General features: G+C 65.8%; 18 protein-coding genes. 11 read left to right on the top strand and 7 right to left on the bottom strand.

Going from position 1 to position 25,345, the window contains the following annotated elements; genetic code table 11:
• Nucleotides 1-2: 2 nt before the first annotated feature.
• Genes QRQ56_RS28715 through QRQ56_RS28705 form a run of 3 tightly spaced genes read right to left on the bottom strand, consistent with a single transcriptional unit; the run spans nt 3 to nt 3,550 of the window.
• Complete coding sequence (locus QRQ56_RS28715) at nt 3-878, bottom strand: ABC transporter permease (protein WP_438744545.1); 876 nt, start codon at nt 876-878, stop codon at nt 3-5.
• Between the two features lie 2 nt (nt 879-880).
• A complete protein-coding gene (locus QRQ56_RS28710; RefSeq protein ID WP_438744544.1) occupies nt 881-1,831 on the bottom strand; it encodes an ABC transporter permease in 951 nt (316 codons plus the stop codon).
• A 27-nt stretch (nt 1,832-1,858) separates the two neighbouring features.
• Nucleotides 1,859-3,550: a peptide ABC transporter substrate-binding protein gene (locus QRQ56_RS28705; RefSeq protein WP_438744543.1), complete on the bottom strand. Its 1,692-nt coding sequence runs from the start codon at nt 3,548-3,550 to the stop codon at nt 1,859-1,861.
• 219 nt (nt 3,551-3,769) lie between these two features.
• On the opposite strand from QRQ56_RS28705, the gene QRQ56_RS28700 reads away from it, so the two are divergent.
• Together QRQ56_RS28700 and QRQ56_RS28695 are read left to right on the top strand one after the other, a co-directional pair.
• Nucleotides 3,770-4,402 (top strand): cupin domain-containing protein, encoded by a 633-nt coding sequence (locus QRQ56_RS28700; protein ID WP_438744542.1) that lies wholly within the window; start codon nt 3,770-3,772, stop codon nt 4,400-4,402.
• Nucleotides 4,403-4,533: 131 nt separating this feature from the next.
• Entirely contained in the window at nt 4,534-6,396 is a 1,863-nt protein-coding gene (locus QRQ56_RS28695; RefSeq protein WP_438744541.1) for an ATP-binding protein, read from the top strand.
• A gap of 200 nt (nt 6,397-6,596) precedes the next feature.
• Here the strand turns inward: QRQ56_RS28695 and QRQ56_RS28690 are convergent, their stop codons facing one another.
• Nucleotides 6,597-7,622, bottom strand: a complete 1,026-nt coding sequence (locus QRQ56_RS28690) for an AraC family transcriptional regulator (protein ID WP_438744540.1) — start codon at nt 7,620-7,622, stop codon at nt 6,597-6,599.
• 187 nt (nt 7,623-7,809) lie between these two features.
• On the opposite strand from QRQ56_RS28690, the gene QRQ56_RS28685 reads away from it, so the two are divergent.
• From QRQ56_RS28685 to QRQ56_RS28665, 5 genes are all read left to right on the top strand, one after another.
• Complete coding sequence (locus QRQ56_RS28685) at nt 7,810-8,259, top strand: cupin domain-containing protein (protein WP_438744539.1); 450 nt, start codon at nt 7,810-7,812, stop codon at nt 8,257-8,259.
• Nucleotides 8,260-8,364: 105 nt separating this feature from the next.
• Nucleotides 8,365-9,855, top strand: a complete 1,491-nt coding sequence (locus QRQ56_RS28680) for a flavin-containing monooxygenase (protein WP_438744538.1) — start codon at nt 8,365-8,367, stop codon at nt 9,853-9,855.
• Nucleotides 9,856-9,942: 87 nt separating this feature from the next.
• On the top strand, nt 9,943-11,010 hold the full coding sequence (locus QRQ56_RS28675; protein WP_438744537.1) for a hypothetical protein: 1,068 nt from the start codon (nt 9,943-9,945) through the stop codon (nt 11,008-11,010).
• Nucleotides 11,011-11,082: 72 nt separating this feature from the next.
• Nucleotides 11,083-12,066 carry an NAD-dependent epimerase/dehydratase family protein gene (locus QRQ56_RS28670; RefSeq protein WP_438744536.1) on the top strand — a complete coding sequence of 328 codons (984 nt, stop codon included), beginning with the start codon at nt 11,083-11,085 and terminating at the stop codon, nt 12,064-12,066.
• Nucleotides 12,067-12,224: 158 nt separating this feature from the next.
• Nucleotides 12,225-13,400: a YncE family protein gene (locus QRQ56_RS28665; RefSeq protein WP_438744535.1), complete on the top strand. Its 1,176-nt coding sequence runs from the start codon at nt 12,225-12,227 to the stop codon at nt 13,398-13,400.
• Between the two features lie 37 nt (nt 13,401-13,437).
• Here QRQ56_RS28665 and QRQ56_RS28660 read toward each other — a convergent pair whose 3' ends face one another.
• Nucleotides 13,438-14,229, bottom strand: a complete 792-nt coding sequence (locus tag QRQ56_RS28660) for an ABC transporter substrate-binding protein (RefSeq protein ID WP_438744534.1) — start codon at nt 14,227-14,229, stop codon at nt 13,438-13,440.
• Nucleotides 14,230-14,464: 235 nt separating this feature from the next.
• On the opposite strand from QRQ56_RS28660, the gene QRQ56_RS28655 reads away from it, so the two are divergent.
• A complete protein-coding gene (locus QRQ56_RS28655; RefSeq protein WP_438744533.1) occupies nt 14,465-15,658 on the top strand; it encodes an efflux RND transporter periplasmic adaptor subunit in 1,194 nt (397 codons plus the stop codon).
• Between the two features lie 10 nt (nt 15,659-15,668).
• The gene (locus tag QRQ56_RS28650) at nt 15,669-18,821 is read left to right on the top strand and encodes an efflux RND transporter permease subunit (protein WP_438744532.1); all 3,153 of its coding nucleotides are present in this window, start codon (nt 15,669-15,671) and stop codon (nt 18,819-18,821) included.
• Between the two features lie 34 nt (nt 18,822-18,855).
• On the opposite strand, the gene QRQ56_RS28645 is transcribed toward QRQ56_RS28650, so the two are convergent.
• Nucleotides 18,856-21,123: a cation:proton antiporter domain-containing protein gene (locus QRQ56_RS28645; RefSeq protein WP_438744531.1), complete on the bottom strand. Its 2,268-nt coding sequence runs from the start codon at nt 21,121-21,123 to the stop codon at nt 18,856-18,858.
• Nucleotides 21,124-21,670: 547 nt separating this feature from the next.
• The gene (locus QRQ56_RS28640) at nt 21,671-22,843 is read right to left on the bottom strand and encodes an MFS transporter (RefSeq protein WP_438744530.1); all 1,173 of its coding nucleotides are present in this window, start codon (nt 22,841-22,843) and stop codon (nt 21,671-21,673) included.
• A gap of 62 nt (nt 22,844-22,905) precedes the next feature.
• On the opposite strand from QRQ56_RS28640, the gene QRQ56_RS28635 reads away from it, so the two are divergent.
• Together QRQ56_RS28635 and QRQ56_RS28630 are read left to right on the top strand one after the other, a co-directional pair.
• The gene (locus QRQ56_RS28635) at nt 22,906-23,706 is read left to right on the top strand and encodes an AraC family transcriptional regulator (protein WP_438744529.1); all 801 of its coding nucleotides are present in this window, start codon (nt 22,906-22,908) and stop codon (nt 23,704-23,706) included.
• A 269-nt stretch (nt 23,707-23,975) separates the two neighbouring features.
• Complete coding sequence (locus QRQ56_RS28630; RefSeq protein WP_438744528.1) at nt 23,976-25,328, top strand: malonyl-CoA decarboxylase; 1,353 nt, start codon at nt 23,976-23,978, stop codon at nt 25,326-25,328.
• Nucleotides 25,329-25,345: the final 17 nt, after the last annotated feature.

Below are 25,345 nucleotides of genomic sequence, written 5' to 3'. Positions count from 1 at the left end.
GATCATGGGATGTTCATGCGCGGGTCGAGCGCATCGCGCAGGCCGTCGCCGAGGAAGTTGAAGCTGGTCACCGCGAGCGTAATGGCGACGCCCGGCGCGATCGCAAGCCAGGGCGCACTGGTGAGATAGATCTGTGCGTTGTTGAGCATGTTGCCCCAGCTCGCGGCCGGCGGCTGGATGCCGTAGCCGAGATAGCTGACATAGGATTCCAGCAGGATCGCCTTCGCGACGTTCAGCGTCGCGGCGACCACGATCGGCGCGATCGCATTGGGAACGAGCTCGCGGAACATGATGCGCAGGTTCGACGAGCCGAAGGCGAGCGCCGCCACCGCGAATTCGCGCTCCCTGAGCGCGCGCACCTGGGCCTCGACCACGCGCGCCACCGCCATCCACGCAGTCGCCGCGATCAGCACCGTGGTGGTGACGAGGCCGGGTTCGGTGAGCGCCGCCAGCGCCAGCAACAGGAAGATGGTCGGAAAGCACAGCACGGCATCGACCAGCCGCATCAGCACCGCGCCGAGCACGCCGCCATAAAAGCCGGCGAAGGCGCCGACGACGATGCCGACCACCATCGCGATCACCATCGCCACGATGCCGATCGACAGCGAGATGCGCCCGCCCATCATCAGCCGTGCCAGCACGTCGCGGCCAAGCTCGTCCGTGCCGAGGATGTGCGCGCCGGAGAGCGGCGGCGCGAACCGCTTCATGATGTCGATATAGGTGTCGTCGAACGGCAGCAGATACGGACCGAGCGCCGAGCCGAGCACGAGCACCAGAATGATGACGGCGCCGAGGAGCGCCAGGCGATGCCGGCGGAAGCGCCGCCATGCGGCCTGACCGGGCGCGAGCTGGGCGGTGGGCAAGACTGCGGTTGCCATCGCTAGCCCACCCGGATGCGCGGATCGACGACGGCGTAGAGGATGTCGGCGAGCAGCGAGCCGATCAGCACCATGGTCGCCGAGAACATCAGGATGCCCATCACCACGGGATAGTCGCGGTAGCCGATCGAATCCAGGAACAGCCGCCCCATGCCGGGCCAGGTGAACACGGTCTCGGCCACCAATGCGCCGCCGAGCAGCGTCGGAAACTGCAGGCCCGCGACCGTGATCATCGGCAGCAGCGCGTTGCGCAGGGCGTGCACCGTGAGAATGCGCCATTCCGGCATGCCCTTGGCGCGCGCCGTGCGGATGTAATCCTGGTTGATGACCTCGAGCATGGAGGAGCGCATGAAGCGGCCCCACATCGCGGTCTCCACCAGCGCCAGCACCATCGCGGGCGCGATCAAATGATGCAGCAGGTCGAGGAAGGAGCCGTCGCCGATGGTCTGGCGGTTGCCGGCCGGCAGCCAGCCGAGCTTCACCGAGAACACGTAGATGGTGACGAGGCCGAACCAGAAGGTCGGGATCGACAGCGCGATCATGGCGCCGACGGTCCCGAGCGTGTCGAACAGCGAATAGCGCCTGAGCGCGCCAAGGATGCCGATCCAGCAGCCGAGCAGCACCGCGATGATCGTCGCCGTCGCCATCAGCTCAAGCGTAGCGCCGAGATGCGAGGAGATCACCGACAGCACCGCCTCGCCGTCGCGATAGGACTTGCCCCAATCGCCCTTCAGCATGCGGCCGAACCAGTCGAGATACTGGATCGGCAGCGGCCGATCGAGCCCGAGCTGTTTGGTGACGCGGTCGAGATCCTCCTGCGTCATCTGCGCGGAGGCGGCGAATTGCGACAGCGGACCGCCCGGCGCCATGTGCAGGATGGCAAAGCCGATCGCGGACACGATCACCAGCAGCATGATCGCCTGCGCGAAGCGGTTGACGACGTAGCGGGCCATTTCAGGCTGCCCTGCGCAACCGATCCATCAGGCCCAGTACCATTCGCGGATGTTCCAGCAATTGATGGAGGTGTTGATGTTGGGGCGGAAGCCCTGCAGTCCCTCCTTCACGCCCTCGGCGATGAAGCCCTGGAACAGCGGCAGGATCGCGAGGTCGTTGCGGATCAGCTTTTGCAGGTCGCCATAGGTGGTCTTGCGCTGCGCGATCTCGAACTGTCTCGCGCCATCGGCGAGCAGACGATCGGCCGCCTCGCTCTTGTACTGATAGGTGTTGTAGCCGCGGCCGCCCTTGGCGGGTATGGCGCCGGAGCCGAAGCGCGGCGTCACGTCGGGGTCGCTGCCGAGCATGAAGTTGACCGACACCAGCACCGAATTGAATTTCGACTGCTGCCAGAAATCGCCCCAGATCACCGCCGCCGGCATGTTGTTGACGCGCATCGCAGCGCCGATCGCACGCCAGTCCTGGATCAGGAGCTGCTGGGTCTGCTCGCGCACGGCGTTGCCCGATGTCGTCGAATTGGTGAATTCGAGCTTCACCCCGCCCTTCTCGCGCACGCCGCCGGAGCCGCGTGTCCATCCGGCCGCGTCGAGCAGCGCGTTGGCCTTGGCGGGATCGTATTTGTGCTGCGGCAACCCCTGCTGGAACGACCAGGCCTGCTGCGGCACGAAGCTCTCGGTCTGCGTCGGCAGGCCGTAATAGAGCGCGTCGATGATCCCCTGCTTGTTGATGGCGAGGTAGAGCGCCTCGCGCACCGCGCGGTCGGCGAAGGGGCCGAACTCGAGGTTTGGCGCGATGTGCTCCACCGACGACGTCGCCGAGACGAAGATCTTGCGGCCCTTCAGCGTCTTCGCCTCCTGCACGAAATTCGGCAGGATGCCTTGCAGGCCGGTGTAGTCGACCTGACCGGTGCGGAACTGGGTGTAGAGCACGGTGAGGTCGGGGATATATTTGAACACCACGCGTTCGACGTACGGCCCCTTGCCGTGATAGCCGGTGTGGGCATTGAGCAGGATGTGGTCGCCGGGCACGCGCTCGCCCCAGCGGAACGGGCCAGTGCCAACTGGCGCATTGTGGAACGGCGAGGCGTTCGGATCTGACACCTTCTCCAGGATGTGCTTCGGCACGATGAAAGTGAGCGAGCCCAAGATCGACATGTAGGGCGAGTAAGGCGCTTCCATGCGCCAATGAATCTCGTCCGCCGCGACGACCTTGATATCCTTGACGAGGCTATGGCCGACGCGGCTGCGCGCGCGAAAGTTGGAATCGTTGATCAGCTCGAGCGAGAATTTGACGTCCTCCGCCGTGAACGGCGTGCCGTCATGCCACTTCACGTCGCTGCGCAGCTTGATCTTCCAGGTCAGGCCGTCGGCCGACAGGCCGCCATTCTCGATGGTCGGCACTTCGCGGGCGAGATCGGGAACGAAATTGCCCGCGGGGTCGATGTACCAGAGCAGCGAGAACACCTGCCACCAGACGCCCTGGTCGACCTCGATGCCGGGCATCAGCGGATGAAAGACGGTCGGCTCCTGCGACAGCGCCGCGATCACCTGCCCGCGCGGCTTGTCCGGCGGATTGGAGGGACGTTCACTCTGGGCGAAGGCGTTGCCTGAAAGCGTCCATCCCGCTGCGGCGCCTGCGCCGAGCTGAAAGATCTGTCGGCGATTTGGAATGCCGAAGCGCGATCCGCCCACGCCGAACTTGCCGGTGCTGTCTGCCATGACCAGTCTCCGTTCCCGCACGCGGCACCGTCTCCCGCGCCCCGAGACCCCGGCAAGGGACAGGAGTGGGCTTTAGTGCTTCTACATTTTTCGATCAAAATTTCATCATGACTAAATACAGCTGTCAATCACATTGCTAGTATGCGCCACCTTTTCAATCTGCCTGAAGGCTCGAACCGACGGCGGTTCGGGGCTGAAATGATGCATGGGAGAAGCGACATGGATGGTCGCGGCGATATGAACGGCACGAAGGACGCTCCAACGGTCGAGGCTGACGATGCGGTCGACCAGCGCCTCGGCGAGACCGTGCGGCTGCTGCGTCAGCGCGCCGGTCTCTCGATCCAGGACGTCGCCACCAAGACCGGCCTCTCCACCGGCATGATCAGCCAGCTCGAACGCGCACGCGCCATGCCGTCGATCCGCACGCTGCGCCTGCTCAGCATCGCGCTCGAGGTGCCCATCTCGTATTTCTTCGAGACCAGCGATCCCGCCGACGTGCAGCGCTACATCGTGCGCAAGGGCAGTCGCCGCCTGCTGCGGCTCACCGCAAGCGGCGTGGTCAAGGAAGCCCTCACCCCCGAAGGCAAGGGCCAGCTCGAGCTCTACGAGCTCACGCTCAATCCCGGCGCCTCCTCCGGCACCGACTTCCTGCAGCACACCGGCGAGAAGGCCGGCTACGTCCTCTCCGGCAGCCTGCGGCTGTGGCTCGACAACGAGGCCCATGTGCTGGAAGCCGGCGACAGTTTCCGTTTTCCGAGCATCGTGCCCCACATGTTCGACAATCCGACCCAGCAGGCCGCCCGCGTGATCTGGGTCACGACGTTGCGCCAGACCGATTCGTCCCCGGTTTGAGGCGGACCGCCGCCCGTTACCGGCGCAAATTGCCCCTCGACGACGCCGCATTGACTCTGTAGCCACGGGAGACCGGACTCATTTGCCGGGCGGACATGGGGGTCCGCTCCGGATCGCGTTGGTGGGAGACCATGAAACTCAGGGGGCTTCTGACACTCGCGATGGCCGCCCAAGTCGTCGTGACCGCGGCGGCCCTCCTCGCCTCCACTGCCGTGGCCGGCCCCGGATTCGGTATCGCCCAGGTCGCAGCCCTCGTCGCCAGCGCCGCCAGCGCCATGCTGCTCGTGCGGCTCTGCACGCGCGCGATCGAGAGGGCGGAGGACAAGCACGGCGCCGCGCAATCGGCCGAGCTGGACCGGGCCCGCAGCGACGCCGCGCAGATCACGCAAGCCGTCATCAAGACCGCGCTCGATGCCTTCATCCAGATCGACGACAGCGGCACCGTGCTGGAATGGAGCTTCCAGGCCGAGGCCCTGACCGGATGGACGCGCCAGGAGGCGCTCGGCGCGGACGTCGTCGACCTCATCGTCGCCGAGCCGCTGCGCGCCGCCTTCCGTCAGCGCATGGCGCGGCTGGTTCCGGAGTTGTCGAACACGCCGGCCGGCATGCGCTTCGAGCTCACGTTGATCCACAGGAACGGCGAGCGGATCCTGGCCGAGGCGTCCAGCACGGTGTTGCGGCTGGGCGGACGTCCCATCGTCAACACCTTCGTCAGGGACATCACCCAGAAGCGCGCCGCCGAGGAGCAACTGGTGCAGTCCCAGAAGATGGAGGCGGTCGGCCAGCTCACCGGCGGCATCGCGCACGAGTTCAACAACATGCTCACGGTGATCACGGGCACCATCGAGATCCTCGCCGACGCCGTGAAGGACAACCCGCCGCTTGCGACCATCACCAAGCTGATCAGCGAGGCCGCCGATCGCGGCGCCGCGCTGACGTCGAGCCTGTTGTCCTTTGCGCGCAAGCAGGCGCTGCAGCCGGCCGATATCGACGTCAACGCGCTGCTCGACGAACTGGCCAAGCTGCTGCTGGCGACCTTCGACAAGAAGATCGAGATCGTCACAAAACTCGACCGCGACGTCTGGCTCGCCTTCGCCGATCGCGGCCAGCTGAGCTCGGCGCTGCTCAACCTCGCGATCAACGCCCGCGACGCCATGCTGGACGGCGGCAGGCTGACGCTGACGACGCGCAACGTCGTGTTCGGCGTGCGCGAGGCCGTCGCGGTCGGCGCCGGCTATGCCGGACACTATGTCGAGATCGAGATTGCCGATACCGGCACGGGCATTCCGCCAGCCATCCTGGAGCGCATCTTCGATCCGTTCTTCTCCACCAAGGACGTCGGCAAGGGCACGGGGCTCGGGCTCAGCATGGTGTTCGGCTTCGTCAAGCAGTCCGGCGGCGGCATCAAGGTCGCCTCCGAGGAAGGAAGCGGCACCGTCTTCACGATCTATCTGCCGAAGGCGGAGGCGAGCGCGCTGCGCCCGACCGGCTATGACGACCGCAAGATCGTCGGCGGCAAGGAAACCGTGCTCTGCGTCGAGGACGACCACGACGTCCGCCAATATGTCACGGTGCAGCTCGAAGCCCTCGGCTACACCGTGATCCCGGCCGCGAATGCGACCGAGGCGCTCGCGATCGAGGCGGGCGGCAAGCCGTTCGACCTGCTCTTCACCGACATCGTGATGGCCGGCGGCATGAACGGACGCGAGCTCGCCGAGCAAATGGTGGCGCAGCGCCCCTCTTTGCGGGTCCTGTTCACCTCGGGCTACGCCTACGACTCGCTGCATGCGCAGGGCCGCGCCACGATGGGCGCACCGCTGCTGCGAAAGCCCTACCGCAAGGCCGAGCTCGCAAGGATGCTGCGCCGCTGCCTCGACACCGCCGTCGATTCCGCCGGCGACGCCATCCCGACGCCCTATTCGGTGCAGGCCGACGTCGAGGCTTTTTTGCGCAGGCAGGCGGCGGAAGAGGATACGCGGAAGCCGCGGAAATAGTTTCCTCCTGACTTGAGTGCCTCAGCCTCGGCGGCGTCATGGCCGGGCTTGTCCCGGCCATCCACGTCTTGCCAGCGGCACGAAGAACGTGGATGCCCGGGACAAGCCCGGGCATGACGACCGCTAGATCAGGTGCAAGTGCGATCACCCCGCGCAGACATGGCTGTCGACGCGCATTGAATGACTAAGACGTCCCGGCCCTAGCTCATCCTTCGCCGCAGCGTCGCCGAGGGCGTCTCGCCGAATTTTTCGCGGTAGGCGCCGGCCATGCGGCCGAGATGGGTGAAGCCGAGATCGAAGGCGATATCGGTGATGGAGACGTCAGGCGGTGATTGCGCGAGCCGGGCGTTGAGGCCGGCGAGACGCATGTCGAGCAGCATCTGCGAGATCGAGACGCCGAAGTGGCGGCGGAAGCCGAGCTGCAGCGCGCGGATGCCGATGCCGGAGCGGGACGCGAGCCCGGCGAGATCGAGCGGCTCGCCGGCGTTGCCGGCAAGATGGTCGCGCGCGGCGCGCAGCGCACGCGGCAGACGCTCGGCCCGGCCGGAGTAGCTCTGAATGGCATCCGACAGGCCGTGCCGCTGGCCGTTGAGCAGATGGTCGAGCAGGCGCTCGCGCCAATCGGCCGTCGCGACAGCAGACATCAGACCTGACGGACCAAGGTGTTCGGCGAGCAGCATCAGCTCGGCGAGGCTGCGCCGCAAGGCCTGCCCGGCCGGCGCCTGCAGGTCGATCACGGGATCGAACTCGACCGCGCCTGCCGCCCTGCCCGACAGCGCGGCGGCGCGCTGCTCGACCATGCGGCGGTCGAGCAGCAGGATCGCCTGCGCGCAATCGCGCCACATCATCCGCGTCGGGATGGTCGGCGACAGCAGCGACGCCGTCCGCTCCGGCGCAGCCTCGACCTCGGTGGCGCCGGCACGGATGTGGGCCGCGCCCGAAAGCGGCACCTGCACCAGGAAGAAGCGCTCGAGGCAGCCGGGATCGATGCCGACCGATCCGCCATAGGCGACGTAATTGATGGAGAAGCCGTCAAAGGCCGCGCAATTGTGCCGGGCCGAGAAACCGGCGGCGCGCGCCGTCGCCGGCTTGAGATCGTGCGGACAGAAGATGCGCCCGATCTCCTCGGCAGCTTCGTCGACATCGTCGGTGGTGACGCGGGAGAAGTCCGCCAGCCGTTCGGCTGCGGACGACCTTGCGCTCATTTCCAGCACGGCTGCGGACATCGTCGACCACGCTTCGCGTCACGGAATTGCTTTAAGCTTATAATAATCCCGCTGGATCGAGAAGAGCCCCGCCGCCAAAATTGTCGTGCTGCACGGCAACAACCATCGCCGGATTCGTTTAGCGGATAGACAGCCGCCCCCTTGATGACCAAGCTCCCTCCCCGCCGGAATCCAATGGGAGCGCGACATGACTGCACTCGAAAAGGGCATTACCGCCAGCGGCACAGGCTATGGCGGCAAGAGCTGGAACATTCTGGGCCAGGTCTACTTCCCCAAGGCCGTCACCGACTCCACCTTCGCATTCGAAACCAACAGCGATCCCGGCCAGTTCGTGCCGGTTCACATCCATCCGACCCAGGACGAGTTCATCCTGGTGCAGGAGGGCACGCTCGACCTCAAGCTCGACGGCAAATGGGTCAAGGCCCATGCCGGCGATCTCGTGCGCCTGCCGCGCGGCATCCCACACGGCTATTTCAACAAGTCCGACAAGCCGGCCCGCGCGCTGTTCTGGGTCTCGCCGATGCAGAAGCTGGAGGCGCTGTTCGAGCAGCTGCACAATCTGAGCGACCCGGCCGAAGTCGTGCGCATCTCGGCGCTGCACGAGGTCGACTTCCTGCCGCCCGAAGCCAACGACTAGGCGAAAGCTCTCCGTCCACTTTCATCTGCTTGCAGGCCCGCCGGCCGCACCTCGCGGCCGAACGTGGTCGCTTGCGCGGAAAACCCATCGATTGCGAGCAAACCCATGGTCAGTCCCAAGCATGTCTGCGTGATCGGCGCCGGCGTCTCCGGCCTCGCCGCCGCCAAGGCGTTTTCCGCCCGCGGCCACCGCGTCACCGTCGTCGAGCGCAGCGGAGATCTCGGCGGCGTCTGGGAGCCGGCGCGCTCCTACCCTGATGTGCAGACGCAGAGCCCGAAGGAGCTCTACCGCTACACCGACCACGCCATGCCCGACGCCTATCCGGAATGGCCGACCGGGCCGCAGGTCCACGCCTATCTCGCCGACTACGCCAGGAGCTTTGGCCTCGATCGCATGCTGCGCCTCGGCACCGAGATTACCGGCATGGCGCGGCGCGCCGACGGCAAGCCGGGATGGACGCTGGCGCTGAGGGGCAAGGACGGCGCAACGACGAGCGAGGATTTCGATTTCGTCGCGGTCTGCACCGGCCAGTTCAACGAACCGCGCGAGCTGCATTGCCCCGGCGAGGACGGCTTTCGCGCGCAGGGCGGCCAGATCCTGCACTCCTCGACATACGGCGATCCTGCGCTGGCGAAGGGCCGCCGCGTGGTCGTGCTCGGCGGCTCCAAATCGGCGACCGACATCGCGGTCAATGCGGTGAAGTCCGGCGCGAAGGAGGTGACCATCGTGATGCGCGAGCCGGTCTGGCGCATTCCCTATTTCATCGGCGGCCTCGTGAACTTCAAGCGCATCCTCTACATCCGCGCGCAGGAGGAGATGTTTCCGGGCTGGGGCATGGGCGCGATGGGACGGCTTGCGCATCGCGTCGCCGCGCCGCTGGTGTGGGCCAACTGGCGCGGGCTGGAGAGCCTGCTCAAGGCGCAGCTCAAGCTCGGCCGCTGCAACATGGTGCCGAAGGAGCGGATCGAGGACGGAGTCAATTGCTCGGTGCCGATCGCTACGCCAGGCTTCTATCCGATGGTCGCCGACGGCCGCATCAATGCGGTGTTCGGCACCTTCGATCATTACGAGGGCGACAGCATCGTGATGAGCGGCGGCGAGCGCGTCAGTGCCGACGTCGCGGTGCTCGCGATCGGCTACAAGCTCGGCGTGCCGTTTCTGCCCGAAGCCTACAGGCAGAAGCTGGTCGATGCTGACGGGCAGTACCGGCTCTACCGCCTGATCGCCAATCCTGACCTGCCCGAGCTCGGCTTCGTCGGCTTCAACTCGTCATTCTGCACCGTGCTCTGCGCCGACCTCGCCGCCAACTGGCTGGTGCGCTATGCCGACGGCCAGCTCGCGAACCAGCCGACGGCGCAGGCCATGCGCGACAACATCGAGATGATGCAGCACTTCAAGCGCGTCGAGCGGCCGGCCGCCGGCGTCTATGGCGGCCTCTGCGTCGCGCCTTATCACTATCGCCATTTCGACGAGTTGATGGCCGACATCGGCACAAAGAAGCAGAAACTCGGCGGGCTGAAAGGACGCTTCCAGCCGCCGGATGCGGATGCCTATGCCAAGTTCCTGGCGACGGCGCCGGACTACCGGGCGGCATAAGAAGTCCGGCTCAGCGGGATTTGCATCTCGCCAGCCCTCGCTTCCGACGCTTACGATCTCCTGGCCCGCGAATCGATGAGAACGGCCATGGGATTGAGACATCTTGCCATCTGTGCGGCTGTTGCCTTGCTCGTCGCAGCACCTGCTACAGGTCAACAGCGCGCGCTCACGCCCCGGCAATCCGAGGCGGCCGCCGCCTATGACAAGGCGCTCGCCGAGTTCAAATCGGTCCTCGCCGAGCGGCGACGCCAGATCGACGCCAGGGAGCCGCTGCCGAACCTGCCGGGACAGGCGCTTTATCTGGCGCGTGTCGCCGTCATCAGCACCTACAAGGATCTCACCGACGCGATGCCGTCGCGGATCGGCCGGCCCAACAAGTTCGAGATTCCCCCGGCCTATTTCGACGCCGAGATCGAGCCACTGATCGACGAATATTCAAGACTGTTCGACGTCATGGAGGCCCCGCCGGCGAACGCGCAGAATTCGGCGACGCCGTTCAAGGACGTTGTCGATCTCGCCACCGTGATCGCCCGCGCCAAGGGGCTGGCGCCCGACCACGCCGCCGCTGCGGGACGCATCAGCCTCGGGCTGTTCTTTGCCGAGACCAACGGCAAGCAGAACGTCCGCAACGGACGCTCCAACACCTATATGGGCAGCTTCCAGACCGGCCCCTCCGAGGACCGCAACGGTCACAGGAAATGGCGGGCCCTCAAGGGTGAGATCGCCGCGATCAACCCGGCGCTTGCCGCGCGCGACGACAAGGAGGAGGCGCGGGCCAGCGGCATCGATCGCCGCTTCAACCACTGGACCAATGTGCGCGACGGCCTGATGAATGCGCACGCTGAGGTGTTCCGCGAGATTCCGGGCATCGTGAAGACGCTACCCGACCAGATCGACCAGATGAAGCTGTTCGAGCTGATCCAGATCGTGCCGACCCCGACGCGGTCCGCGCTCAAATCCGGCGATGTCCTGAACTACAGGGTGTCCAGCCCCACGATCATGAAGCATTTGCGCAACAACAGCATCTTCGCGTTCGGACAGGCCGACCGCGCGCGCACCTCCGCCAGCTTCCGAGAGATCCTCGGGGCGATGTGGCTGTTCAACCGCAAGTTTGAGAAAGCGATGGCGAAATACGCGGAGATCAAGCCGCGCTGAACGACGGGTTGCAACGACAACTGGGCATTGTAGGCTCGCGATCCCTGACATCCCGGCACTACGGACGATCGCATGCGCCTGCTCATTCTCGGCGGAAGCCAATTCCTCGGCCGCGCGATCGCCGCCCATGCCTGCGCGAACGGACACGACGTGACCTGCGCCGCCCGCGGGCTTGGCGGCCCCATCGCGGCAGGCAGCCGCCTCGTCCGGATCGACCGCGATGTTCCCGAGGGACTTGCGCCGCTCGCCGGCGAGACGTTCGATGCCGTGGTCGACGTCTCCCGTTATCCCGGCCAGGTTCGTCGCGCCGTCGCGGCATTGAAACAGCCGGGCGTGCATTGGACCTTTGTCTCGACGATCAGCGTCTATGCGGACAACCGCATACCGGGACAATGCGCCGACACGGCGCCGCTGCGCGAGCCCGTGGCCGAAGACGTCGAGCACAGCACCGACGCGATCTATGGCGGCGCCAAGGTCGCCTGCGAGCAGGCGGTCGGCGACGATGCCTTTATCTGCCGGGCTGGCCTCATCGCCGGGCCGGAGGATCCGACGGGACGCTTCGCCTATTGGCCTACACGGCTGGCGCGCGGTGGCGAGGTGCTGGCGCCGGGATCGCCCGACGATCCCGTCCAGTTCATCGACGTGCGCGACCTCGCGCAATGGATCGTGCATGCGGCTGAGACCCGCATGACCGGCATCTATGACGGGATCGGACCGGTGCACACGCGCGGTGAGTTGCTGAGCGCGTGTGCCTCGGCGCTCGGCGCGTCCTGCACATTCACCTGGGTCGATCGCGCCTTCCTGGAGGCGCATGACGTGCGCCGCTGGGCAGGGCCGAGATCGTTGCCGCTGTGGCTCCCCCTGCCCGACTTCGCCGGCTTCATGACGCGCGACACATCGCCGGCGCGCGAGGCCGGCTTGACCTCACGCCCCATCGGGGTGACTGCGCGCGATACGCTGGACTGGCTGCGCGCCGGCAACGGCCCTGTCGTCGGTCTCACTGTGAACGAAGAAACGGAGCTGCTGACCGCCTGGCGTGCCGCCAAGACGAGCTAGTCACGACCTGCTGGTGGTGGTCCCTGCGCCGAACGGGTTCGCGCTCAATCCCTGATTTATTCCATGCGCGGGCGCAAAAATTGCCGTCGCGGATTGTTGCGAAACCGGCCGGGTTGCATTTAGCTTCGGGCGACAACAACAGATCCTCGGGGGAAACCATGAAAGCCGCACCTCGCACGCGCGCGCACCATGCCGCGTCCGTTCTGGTCGCAACGTCGCTGGCCTCTCTCGCAAGCTTCGCTTGCCGGGCCGAGATCGTCGTCACCGCCAATGACGGCAAGATGGTGCTGGAGAACGGCAGCGCCGTGGTGCGCAAGCAGCCGTTGCCCGACACGGTCAGCGTCATCGATTTCACCGACGGCGCGTTGAAGCTGCTCGGCGAAGTGCCGGCGCCCGCCAGCGTCGTCGGCCCGCCGCCGAGCGTGGCGGTGGCACCGGACGGCTCTTATGCGCTGGTCACGGGCGCAATGAAGGTCGATCCGACGGACGCGACCAAGACGGTGCCCGACGACAGGCTCTCGGTCATCGACCTGAAATCTTCGCCGCCGAAAGTGCTCGCGACCCATCAGGCCGGCGCGGGCGCGGCCGGCGTCTCGATCAACCGCGCGGGCACGCTGGCGCTGGTCGCAAACCGCAGCGAAGGCACGGTCTCGGTCTTTGCGATCAGCGGGAGCACGCTGACGCCGGGTGGCAAGATCCAGCTCGGTGACGCCAAGTCGGGACCCAGCCACGCCGTGTTCTCCCATGACGGCGCGACCGCGCTGGTCACGCGCGACGGCGACAGCAAGATTTCGCTGCTGACGGTGGACGGACCCAAAGTCGAGTACGCCAAGCGCGATCTTTCCGCGGGCGTTCGTCCCTACGACATCGACCTCACCGGCAGCGCCGCCGCCGTGGTCGGCAATGTCGGCGCCAGCAGCGGCGACAACGACACGATCAGCCTGATCGACATGACCGCAAAGCCCGTCCGCGTCGTCTCGACCGTCAGCGTCGGCCAGACGCCGGAGGCGGTGAAGATGTCGCCGGACGGCAACCATGTCGCGGTCACCGTCATGAACGGCTCCAACAAGCCGTCGGCCTCGCCCTTCTTCAACGATTTCGGGCTGCTGAAAGTCTACCGGATCTCGGGCAGCGAGCTCGCGCCGGTGGCGGAGGCCAAAATCGGCCATTGGTGCCAGGGCATGGTGTGGTCGAAGGATTCCAAATTCATCGTGGCCCAATGCATGGTCGAAAGCGAGCTGATCGCATTCGCTTTCGACGGCAAGGCGCTGAACAAGACGTCCACCCTCAAGCTGCAGGTGAGCCCCGCGGGCATCCGAACCGCGGAGCCATGAGGCCGGTGGCGGCGCGGCCCGGATCGCGCCGCCAGCTTCACTCGGTGCGGATCGGCGAGTCCTTCAAGCCATTGTCGTCATAGGCCTTGCGGAGCGTGCCGTTGGTCGCGGCCTCGGTCATGAACTTCGTCACGAAGGCCAGCGCCTGGTTGTGGCCAAGCGGCACCGCGACGGCCGTCACCGTCTTCTTGAAGGTCTCGTCCAGCACCTTGGTGCCCGGAATCTTCTGCGCCATCTTGTTGAGCTGGTCGCGCGACAGAGCGAAGGCGTCGATCTCGCCGCTCTTCAAGAGGCCGAAGATCTCGTCATAGGTCTGGTAACCCGTGACTTTCGCATGCTTCAAATGCGCGATCGCGCCGCGCATGGTCGTGGTGGCGTTGACCGCCGCGACCTTGATGCCCACCTGGTCGAGCGTCGCGAAATTGGTGACGGCGGAGCCGGGCTTGACGATGTAGGTGGCGTCCGCGACCTCGTAGATCGGGCCGAACATCATCTTGGTCTCGCGCTCGGGATCTTTGGGCAGCCAGGTCACGTCCCAGCTGCCTTTGCCGGCGGCGTCGGTGATCTGCCCGGAATTCTGGTGCACGACATATTCGACGGGGACGCCGAGCTGCGCGGCCATCGCCTTGCCGAGATCGACGGGAACGCCGGCATAGCCGGCTTCGGTCTTGGTCGACCAGAACGCCCCGCCCGCCGGGCTGATGGCAATCGCGACCCGCAGCTTGCCGGTCGGCGCGATCTCGTCCTTCAAGCCGTCAGCTAGCGCGGGCATGGCAACCGCCGCTGCGAGAGCGAGGCCGGCAAGGGCCGAGCGAAATGGCGTTGGCATGTCATGTTCTCCTCACCTTTTCTTCTTCCAGGCCGCCCTGTCTGACTCGCGCGGCCTTTGACACAATTCTGGTCGATCATGCCCTCGGTGAAAAGCGGTTTGTCGTGATAAACTTGTCAAAGGCCACATCGCCCGTTGCGGTGCAAGGCCGCTGACTGCCATGGCTATGGTGTTCCACGGCCAGCCATTTGTTGCTAGCCTGCCGCACCGACAGACAGCAATCGGGGGCAACCGAATGATCGCAGCGAATCCCGCCTCTCCCGCACGACGCAATGGAGCGTGGAGGCATATCGGTCGGGTGCTGTCCGCTGCGGCGTCCGTCGCCGTCCTCGCCGGCTGCGAGGACAAGAACACGTTCGTGCCGCCGCCGCCGCCCAAGGTGGACGTGGCGATGCCCGTGCAGCGTCCGGTGACGCGCTATATCGAGGCCACCGGCAACACCGCGCCGATCAAGAGCGTCGATCTCGTGGCGCGGGTGCAGGGCTTTCTGCAATCGATCGACTATCAGGACGGCAGCTTCGTCAAGCAGGGCACCCAGCTGTTCACGATCGAGCCCGAGACCTACAAGCTCAAGCTCGAACAGGCGCAGGCCGCAGAGGTCGGCTCGCAGGCCTCGGTCCGGCAGTCGGAAGCCGATTACAAGCGCCAGGCCGAGCTGGTGCAGCGCCAGGCGGTCTCGCAGGCCACGCTCGACAACTCCACTTCGGCCCGCGACAACGCCCAGGCCAATCTGCAGCAGGCGCAGGCCAACACCAAGCTCGCCCAAGTCAATTACGGCTACACCCGCGTGACGGCGCCGTTCGACGGCATCGTCAGCGCCCACATGGTTTCGGTCGGCGAGCTCGTCGGCGTCTCCTCCCCGACCCAGCTCGCGACCATCGTCGCGATGGATCCGATCTATGTGAATTTCACCGTCAACGAGCAGGACGTGCTGCGCATCCGTGCCGAAGCGACCCGGCGCGGGCTGACGCCCGCCGACATGAAGCAATTCCCGATCGAGGTCGGTTTGCAGACCGAAACCGGCTATCCGCACGAAGGCAAGCTCGACTACGTCTCACCGACGCTCAATCAATCGACGGGTACGCTCGCGGTGCGCGGCCTCGTGCCCAACGACAAGCGGGTGCTGCTGCCCGGCTATTTCGTCCGCGTCCGCGTGCCCTTCGACCAGGAGAAAAGCGCCCTGCTCGTTCCCGACACCGCCCTCGGCAGCGACCAGGGCGGCCGCTATCTGCTGGTGGTCAACGGCGACAACGTCGTCGAGCAGCGCAAGGTGCAGATCGGCCCGGTCGACAACGGGCTGCGCGTCATTGAGGGCGGCCTGAAAGCCGAGGACCGCGTCGTCATCGCGGGCCTGTTGCGGGTGATCCCGGGCCAGAAGATCGACCCGCAGGTGACGAAGATCGAGCAGTCGCAGGCCTCGAGCAAGTAAGGGGCCAGCCATGATCTCAAAGTTTTTCATCGAGCGGCCGGTCCTCTCGAACGTCATCGCGCTGTTGATGATCCTGATCGGCGGCGTCGCGCTGTTCAATCTCGCGATCGCGCAATACCCCGACGTGGTGCCGCCGACGGTGCAGGTGACCACGCGCTATCCCGGCGCCAGCGCCAAGACCGTGATCGATACCGTCGCGCTGCCGATAGAGCAGCAGGTCAACGGCGTCGAGGACATGCTCTACATGCAGTCCTACAGCGGCTCCGACGGCACCTATACGCTGACCGTGACCTTCAAGATCGGCACCGACCTCAACTTCGCGCAGGTGCTGGTGCAGAACCGTGTCTCCAGCGCGCTCTCGCAATTGCCGCAGGCGGTGCAGAACCAGGGCGTCACCGTGCAGAAGCGATCGACCTCGATCCTGCTGTTCGTGACGCTGACCTCGCCGGATTCGCGCTACGACAGCCTCTATTTGAGCAACTACGCCACCATCAACATCCGCGACGAGCTCTCCCGCCTGCCCGGCGTCGGCAACGTCACGGTGTTCGGCGCCGGCCAGTATTCGATGCGGGTCTGGCTCGATCCGAACAAGCTGCAGGTCCGGGGCCTCGTGCCGCAGGACGTCATCAACGCCATCCAGCAGCAGAGCCAGCAGGTCTCCGCCGGTCAGGTCGGCGCGCCGCCGACGCCGCCGGGCCAGGCGTTCCAGTACACGCTCAACGTCAACGGACGGCTCGACGACACCAGCCAGTTCGAGAACATCATCGTCAAATCGGGCACCAGCGGCGACGTCACGCGCGTGCGCGACGTCGGCTCGGTCGAGCTCGGCGCGCAGACTTACAGTCAGATCTTTTCGCTGAACAAGCAGCCGGCCGTCGGCATCGGCGTATTCCAGTCGCCCGGCGCCAATGCGCTGCAGGTCGAGCAGGCCGTCGAGAAGAAGATGGCCGACCTCGCCAAGCGCTTCCCGGAAGGCATCAAATACGACACGCCGTTCGACACAACCAAGTTCGTCGAGGCCTCGGTGCACGAGGTCTACATGACCCTGATCGAGGCCGGCTTGCTGGTGCTGGTCGTGATCCTGGTGTTCCTGCAGGACTGGCGCGCGATGCTGGTGCCGGCGACGACCGTGCCCGTCACCATCATCGGTGCCTTCGCGGCGATGGCGGCGCTCGGTTTCACCATCAACATGTCGACCCTGTTCGCGATCGTGCTCGCGATCGGCATCGTGGTCGACGATGCCATCGTCGTGGTGGAAGGCGCCGCCCACAACATCGAGAAGGGGATGAACGGCCACGACGCCGCGATCAGCGCCATGGACCAGCTGTTCGCGCCGATCGTCGGTATTACACTGGTGCTGATCTCGGTGTTCCTGCCGGCCTCGTTCCTTGCCGGGCTCACGGGACGCATCTACTCGCAATTCGCGCTGGTGATCGCCGCGACCGCGCTTCTCTCGGCCATCAATGCAGCGACGCTGAAACCGACGCAATGCGCGCTGTGGCTGCGGCCGACGGTGCCGCCGGAGCAGCGCAATTTCTTCTACCGCGGCTTCAACGCCGTCTATGACCGCGTCGAACGCGGCTACACGAGGCTGATCACGTTTCTCGTGAAGCACGCCACGGTCTCCGTCGCGTTCGCGCTGCTGATCATCGGCGCCAGCGGCTACGGCCTGTCGCGGGTGCCGACCGGCTTCCTGCCGATCGAGGACCAGGGCTATCTGATCGCCGCCGTGCAGCTGCCCGACGGCGCCGCGCTGGAGCGGACCCAGAAGGTGCTCGACAGGGCCAGCGAGATCATCAAGACCACGCCGGGCGTGGCGCAGGTCATCACCATCGCCGGCATCTCCGCGCTCGACAACAGCGCCAGCCTCGCCAATGCCGGCGTCGCCTACATCATCCTGAAGGATTGGGAGGCGCGCAAAGGGCCCGGCGAGGATTTACGCTCGCTGGTCTACGGCCTCAACGACAAGCTAGCGACCATTATGGAGGCCCGCACCATCGTGCTGCCGCCGCCGCCGATCCAGGGCATCGGCAACGCCGCCGGCTTCTCGATGCAGGTCGAGCTGCGCGACGGCAACAGCGATTTCGCCAAGCTGCAGGCCATTACCGGCGCGATGGTCTCGAACGGCCAGAGCCAGAGCGCGCTGCAGCGCGTGCAGTCCTCGTTCCGCTCCTCGGTGCCGCAGTTCAACGTCGAGATCGACCGGGTCAAGACCCAGACGCTGCACGTCACCACCGATCAGGTGTTCTCGGCGCTGTCGACCTATCTCGGCTCGTCCTATGTCAACCAGTTCAACAAGTTCGGCCGCGTGTTCCAGGTCTACACCCAGGCCGACCCCGCCTTCCGCGTCACCGAGCGCGACATCGCCAACATGATGGTGCGCAACTCGAACGGCGACATGATCCCGATCGGCACCGTCGCCAAGATCACGCCCGCCACGGGGCCGTCGCTGATCAGCCTCTACAATCTCTATCCGTCCTCGACCGTGATCGGCCTGCCGGCGCAAGGCTATTCCTCCGGCCAGTCGCTGAAATTGATGGAGGAGATCGCCGACAAGACGCTGCCGCCGGGCACCGGCTACGAATGGACCGCGATGTCCTATCAGGAGAAGGCCGTCTCGAACCAGATCTACTGGGTGTTCGGCCTCGCCATGCTGCTGGTCTATCTCGTGCTCGCCGGCCAGTATGAGAGCTGGTACGCGCCGATCTCGGTGATCCTCGCGGTGCCGCTGTCGCTGCTCGGGCCGATGCTGATCCTCTCCGGGCTCAAGATCGACAACAACCTCTATTGCCAGATCGGCCTGATCCTGCTGATCGCGCTGTCGGCCAAGAACGCCATCCTCATCGTCGAGGTCGGGCTCGAGCTGCACGGCCGCGACGGCAAGCCGGTCATCGAATCGGCGATCGAGGCGGCGCGCGCCCGCTTCCGGCCGATCCTGATGACCTCATTCGCCTTCATCCTCGGCGTGGTGCCGCTGGTGCTCGCCACCGGCGCCGGCGCCAGCGCGCGCAAGTCGATCGGCATCACCGTGTTCTCGGGCATGCTGGCCTCGACCTGCCTCGCGGTGCTGTTCGTGCCGGCCTTCTTCGTGGTGGTGCAGCGCTTCGAGAACTGGCGGGCGAGCAAGAAGGCGCCGAAGGTGGAGACGGTGGCGGTGAAGTAGGCGACGCTGCCAATGACGGCGGCGAGACCGTCGCTCACCCCTTCTCCGCCGGAGCCTGCCGCGTCTCGCCGCTCGACACCAGCAGCACCGAGACCTTCGACTGCCTGAGCACTGCATCGGCGACGCCACCGAAGGAGAGATGATCGCCCTGGATGCGGTCGACGCCCATGACGACGAGATCGACGTCAGTGGTCTCGATCTCGCGCAGGATCGCGGCTTCCGGCGCCCGGTTCACCCGCAGCGTCGTGGTGATGTCGACGTCGTAGCGGGCGGCGAGATCGCTGGCGTCCTTGAGGATGCCGGCCTCCTGGCTGAGGCCACGGGAGGCGCCGCGCTGCGCGCCCTTGTCGCGCGTGGTCGCGACATAGATCACCCGGAGCGAGCCTGATCCGGCTTGCGCCAGCGCGACAGCGACCTCGGCGCCGCGCTTGGAGACGCCGCTGCCGGACACCGGGACGAGGATATTGAGGGCGTCGGGGTTCGGCTGCTTCAGGTGCTTGCCCTTGGCCGCGACGACCGCAAGCGGTCCTTCGAATTCCGCGGCGATGTCGTCGATCCCGCGATTGAACCGGTCCTTTGTGGTCGTGACCTTGTCGATGCCGACGACCAGGAGGTCGAAACCCTTGCGCGCCTCGTCGGCGATGGTCTCGCCGAGTTCCGCGCGCCGCGCCCGGCTGACGACATCGACGCTGCCGGTGTCTTCTTCCTTGTTGGCCGCCACCGCCTCGGCCGCCTTCTTCACCACGGCTTCGTGGCTCTCCTCCGCGTCCCGGCTCTTCTCCTGCTCCTTTGCGCTCTTGCCGATATGAAGGACGGTGATCGGCAGGCCGCGCATGCCGGCGATGAGCCCTGCGAGATGGGCGGCGAAGGTGGCGTTGACGCTTTCGTCCACCGCCAGCAAGGGGCGTTCGAGATTGGCGACGAAGCCGCGCTTCTCGAACTCCTCGCGCTCCAGCCGTTCCTTCTCCTCCTTGTTCATCGGCAGCCGCGCCAGCGCAGCGCGCAGCATCGGCGGCATCGCCATGGTGGTCACGATCGCCATGGTCACGATCATCGTGAACAGGTTCTGGCTGAGCACGCCGATGGACAGGCCGATGGTGGCGATGATCACCTCGGTCGAGCCGCGCGCGTTCATGCCGCTCGCGAGCGCCAGCGATTCCCGCGTGCTGAGGCCGCCCAGCGTGCCGCCGACAAAGGCCCCCCCGAACTTGCCGACGCTGGCGATCACGACCAGGAGGCCGGTGAGCATCAAGAGATTGGGATCGCGCAGCACCGAGAGATCGGCGGCAAGGCCCGCGAGGCCGAAGAACACCGGCATGAAGAAGCTGGAGATCAGCCCGCGCAGACGCTCGTCGATCTGCCGCGTCAGGATCGGGGATTCCCCGACCAGGATGCCGGCGACGAAGGCGCCGAGAACGGTGTGTACGCCGATGGCGTGCGTGATCATCGCCATCACGCACATCAGCAGCAGGATCACGGTGATGACCGCAGCAGTGCTGACGAGGTTGTCGTTGGCCCAGCGGATGAGCTGGAACACCAGCCGGCGGCCGATCGTGAAGCTGACGGCGAGGAAGGCCAGCGTGCCCAGCACGGATTTCGCCACCGAGGCGACGTCCAGCGCCCCTTGCGAGGCGAGGCTGAAGATGACGGCGATAATGATCCAGCCGATGGTGTCGTCGATCACGGCGGTCGCGACGATGATCTGGCCGACATTGCGGCGCATGAAGTTCATCTCGCGCACGACCACGGCGACGATCTTCACGGACGAAATCGACAACGCCGTGCCCATGAACAGGGAGGCCACCAGCCGCTGTTGCGGATTGGGCAGCAGCGTATCGGGCAGCATTTCGCCGAGCGCAAACCCGCAAGCAAAAGGCACGAGAATGCCGGCGATCGAGATCGCGATGGCGGCCTTGCCGACCTTCCTGACCAGCTTGAGGTCGGTCTCCATGCCCGTCAGCAATAGCAGGAGCAGGATGCCCACTTGCGCGATGCCGTCGATCATCGCCTTCTGCTCGGGCGTCTTCGGGAAGATCGCGTGTTGCGCTTCGGGCCAGAGCCAACCGAACAGCGAGGGACCGAGGATGATGCCGGCGAGCAGCTCGCCGATCACCGAAGGCTGGCCGATCCGCTGCATGATCTCGCCGAGACCGCGCCCCACAGCGATCAGCAGCACGATCTGCGCCACCAATAGGAATTCGGAGGGACCGGTCGATTTACCTGTTTCAGCACCGGCCGCGATGGTCGTGAGCATCAGCGCCGCGAGAACGAGCCCAGCCGAACGGAGCAGGCGCAATGGCATGCAGTGATGTCCCCCTCGCCCCGACGTCGGGATATCAGGACAGAACCCGCGGAGGGTGGAACTAGTTCCAACGGCCCGCGGCCGGCCATGGGCGCAAAAGTGCGAAAACAACCCCATGCACAGTAGGGATGGGTTTGAAAAGGCTCGTGAATTTTTTCGGCTTTGCGAAGGCAGTTTGTGTCGTCGGGCAAAACACTGGCAGATTAGTACGATGGGTGAGATGCGATGGCCCGCGACATCCAATGCCGGGCTGGCGCGAGCCGCGCCTCTCCAGTCATTCCGGGGCGTCGCGTAGCGACGAGCCCGGAATCCATTTGTCCGCAGTCCCTGCCGCCCGATGGATTCCGGGTTCGCGCTTGCGCGCGCCCCGGAATGACGGGGAGAGAGTGGCGGCCCTTACGCCTTCTCGTGCCCCGGACGCAGCGCAGCGTCTCTTCGACGGTGCGCTGCAGAGCCGGGGCCCATGCGACACGGCGACTCGCAGCCTCTGGGTCCCGGCTCAGCGCAGCAACGCTGACGCGTTGCAGCGCGTCCGGGACACGAGAGCTTAGGCTGCCTGCGGCGTCCGGATCTCGCGGGGCAGGATGATGGCGGCGGCGATCGCGAGCAGGCAGAGGCCGGCGAAGGCATGGAGCATCGTGACGAAACCGCCCTGCTCGTAGAGCCAGGCGACCAGGCCCACGGATGCGCCGGCCGCGGTGAAGCCGATGAAATAGCGCACCGCGTAGGCACGCGAGCGCCATTCCTCGCTGGTGTATTTGCCGACCATGGCATCGTTCACCGTGACCTGGCCGAACGCGCCCATGACGATGCCGATCGACACCAGGATCAGCGGCAGATTGTTCAGGCTGGCGGCGAGATACAGGAACGGCGCCAGCATGAACGACAGCGGCAGCGCCACCGTCTTCAGCGAGTAGCGGTCGAGCAGCCGGCCGATCGTGTACTGCGTCATCGCGCCGAACACGTAGACGCAGGCGGCGATGACGCCGAGCAGCGCCGGGCTTTTGGTGAGATCCGCCAGCCGCTCCGCGAACAGTTTTGGCAGCGCCACGGTGACGGCGTTGAACGTGGTGGAGATCGCGATCACCACGATCAGCAATGACAGCACCACGCGCCACATGTCCTGCTTGGCCACCCGCGCCTGCGCCGCCGCCTGCTTCGAGCCCTTGCGGTCCTCGTGCACGACCAGCATCGCAAAGGCGATGCCGATCAGGATCGTGACGATGCCGGGAACGATGAAGGCAAAGCGCCAGCCGAGATATTGGCCGATCACGCCTGTTACCAGCGCCGAGGAGGCGACGCCGAGATTGCCCCAGACGCCGTTGATGCCCATCTCGCGGCCGAGCCTCTCGGCATAGGACACGATCATGGCGGTGCCGACGGGATGGTAGATCGAGGCGAAGATGCCGATCGAAAGCAAGGCGGCGCCGAGCTGCGCCGGGGTCTGCACGAGGCCGACCGAGATCATGGACGCCCCGATGCCGACGAAGAAGATCAGCATCATGTGGCGGCGGCTCCAGCGGTCGCCGAGCCAGCCGGTCAAGAGCGAGCCGGCGCCGAAGGCCACGAAGCCCGGCGTCGCGTAAGGCAAGAGTTCCGAATAGGCCATGCCGAGCGCCGGACCCATGATGATGACGGCGGCGGCGAAGATCAGCATCGCATAATGGTCGATGAAATGGCCTGCATTGACGAAACTGATCACCCGGCTGGGGCTGTTCATTTCCCGAATCCTCTCCTGCTCCGAAATGAGTTATATGTCCTCCCCATGACGGGATGCCGCCAATGACTGTCTTGGAAAAGCCAATCCTCCGGGAGGTCCGGAGCAACCACCGCTCGCCCGCGGGCGTGCACCTGGTTGCGCGCGACTACCCCAAGGGCATGCGGATCGATCCGCATTTGCACCGCGAGGCCCAGCTCATCTATGCGGCGAAGGGCACCATGCAGGTGACGACCCCCGGGGGCCGCTGGCTGGTGCCGCCGGACCGGGCCGTCTGGGTCCCGGCCGGGCTCGATCACGCCCTCGACCTGCTCGCCGACATCGAGATGCGCACGCTGTATTTCGACCTGGCCTGGCTCAAGCGCGAGCAGCGCTATGAGGGGCTGACCAGGGAGTTCGTGGTGCGGGTCTCGCCGCTGCTCAACCAGGCGATCCTGGCGCTGTTCGACACTGGCAATACCGAGGAGCGCACCGAGCTGCTGGTGCGCCTCGTCATGCTGGAACTGCATCAGGCCGAGGATTCCGCGACCTTCGTGCCGCTGCCGCACGAGCCGCGCTGCCGCCGCGCCGCGATGATCGTGCTCGATGATCCCACCGGGCTGCACGACATCGACACGCTGGCGCGCGAGGTCGGAACCTCCGCGCGGACGCTGTCGCGACTGTTCTCGACCGAAACGCAGCTCAGCTTCAAGAGCTGGTGCCAGCGCGCGCGGATCGCGGCGGCAATTCAGCGGCTGTCCACGGATGCTAATGTTTCGGTGAAGCAGCTCGCAACGCAGCTCGGTTATGCCAGCGTGCCGGCGTTCTCGGCCGCGTTCCGCCAGGTCACGGGGCGGACGCCGACGGAGTTTGCGGGGAAGGGGTGAGCGTAACAACACTCTAGGCGTCATTGCCCGCGAAGGCGGGCAATCCAGTATTCCACCGGTGGTGATTGAGCCGAGAAGCTGCGGCGTACTGGATGCCCCGCCTTCGCGGGGCATGACAGCTTTCGTGTGGCAGCCGCATCGGGCATGCCTGCATTCTCCAAGCGCACGGCCCGACTAAAGTTGCCGCATTCTTCCGCTTGATTGTGATCGGTTTCCGCCCAAATCCCGTGTAAGCTTCCGCAACGCACAAACCTGATACGAAAGTCCCGATGGCCAACGCCTTCTTCTCCGACCTGCTCGCCACGATCTCCGAGCGCGGCCGCACGCTGCTTCGTCGCGGCGACTCCGCCGACACGCGGCGGGATGCCGATGGACTGATCGAGCTCTGCGACGCGCTGCTGTCGGGCCGGGGCGAGGCATCGGGCATCGCCATCGCGCGTGAGGTGCTCGACATCTACCGGGAGCTGGATGCGGCGGGTCGCCGCGCCTTCTTCAACGGGCTGGTGCGTGATTTCGGCCCGGATCGAGAACGCCTGTCCAAGGCGATCGAAAAGTGGCGTGACGCGCCGAGCGACGAGGACGCAAGCTCGCTGCATTTCGCCTCGGAGCCGCGGCGGCAGGAGCTGATCCGCCGGCTCAACCGCGCGCCCGGCGGCACCGGCGATCTCGTCGCCATGCGCGCCGACCTGCTCGGCATGATGAACGGACACACCGATCTCGCCGCGCTCGATCGTGACGTCTCGCATCTGCTTTCTTCGTGGTTCAACAGGGGGTTTCTCGTGCTGCGCAGGATTGACTGGTCTTCCCCGGCCAACATCCTCGAAAAGATCATCCGTTACGAAGCCGTGCACGAAATTTCGGACTGGGACGATCTGCGCCGCCGCATCGATCCGGTCGATCGCCGCTGCTACGCCTTCTTCCACCCTGCGATGGTGGACGAGCCCCTGATCTTCGTCGAGGTGGCGCTGACCGAGACGATCCCGGGCGCGATCGCCCCGCTGCTCGCGGTCGATCGCCAGCATCTGCCGATCGAGCGCGCGCGCACCGCCGTGTTCTATTCGATCTCGAATACCCAACGTGGCCTTGGCGGCATCTCCTTCGGCAGCTTCCTGATCAAGCAGGTGGTGGAAGAGCTGCGCCGCGAAATACCCAAGCTCGAGAATTTTGTGACGCTGTCGCCGGTGCCCGGCTTCATGCAATGGGTGAAGCAGGACAAGGACCTGCCGCTGTCGGACGAGGACCGCGAGACGCTGAAGCGGCTCGACGATCCCAGATGGTTCGAAAACCCGGAGACGACGGCGCTGCTCCGCGGCGTGGTCGAACCGCTGGCGGCGCATTATTTCCTCAAGGCCCGCACGTCGAAAGGCAAGCTGATCGATTCCGTCGCCCGCTTCCATCTCGGCAACGGCGCCCGCCTCGAGCGCATCAACTGGCTCGGCGATCTCTCGCCAAAGGGCTTACGGGAATCCGCCGGCGTGATGGTCAACTATCTCTATCGTCTCGAGGACATCGAGAAGAACCACGAAGCCTATGCCAATGACGGCGAGGTCGTAGCCTCGAGCGCGGTGAAGAAGCTGCTGAAGAGCGAAGGACGGCGGCTGTTGGATATGCGGTTGTCGTAGCGACAACCGTAACTGTC

Origin of the sequence: Bradyrhizobium sp. U531 (assembly GCF_051710265.1) — a bacterium.
Taxonomy (GTDB): Bacteria; Pseudomonadota; Alphaproteobacteria; order Rhizobiales; family Xanthobacteraceae; genus Bradyrhizobium.
This window is presented reverse-complemented; position numbering and strand designations above follow the sequence as displayed.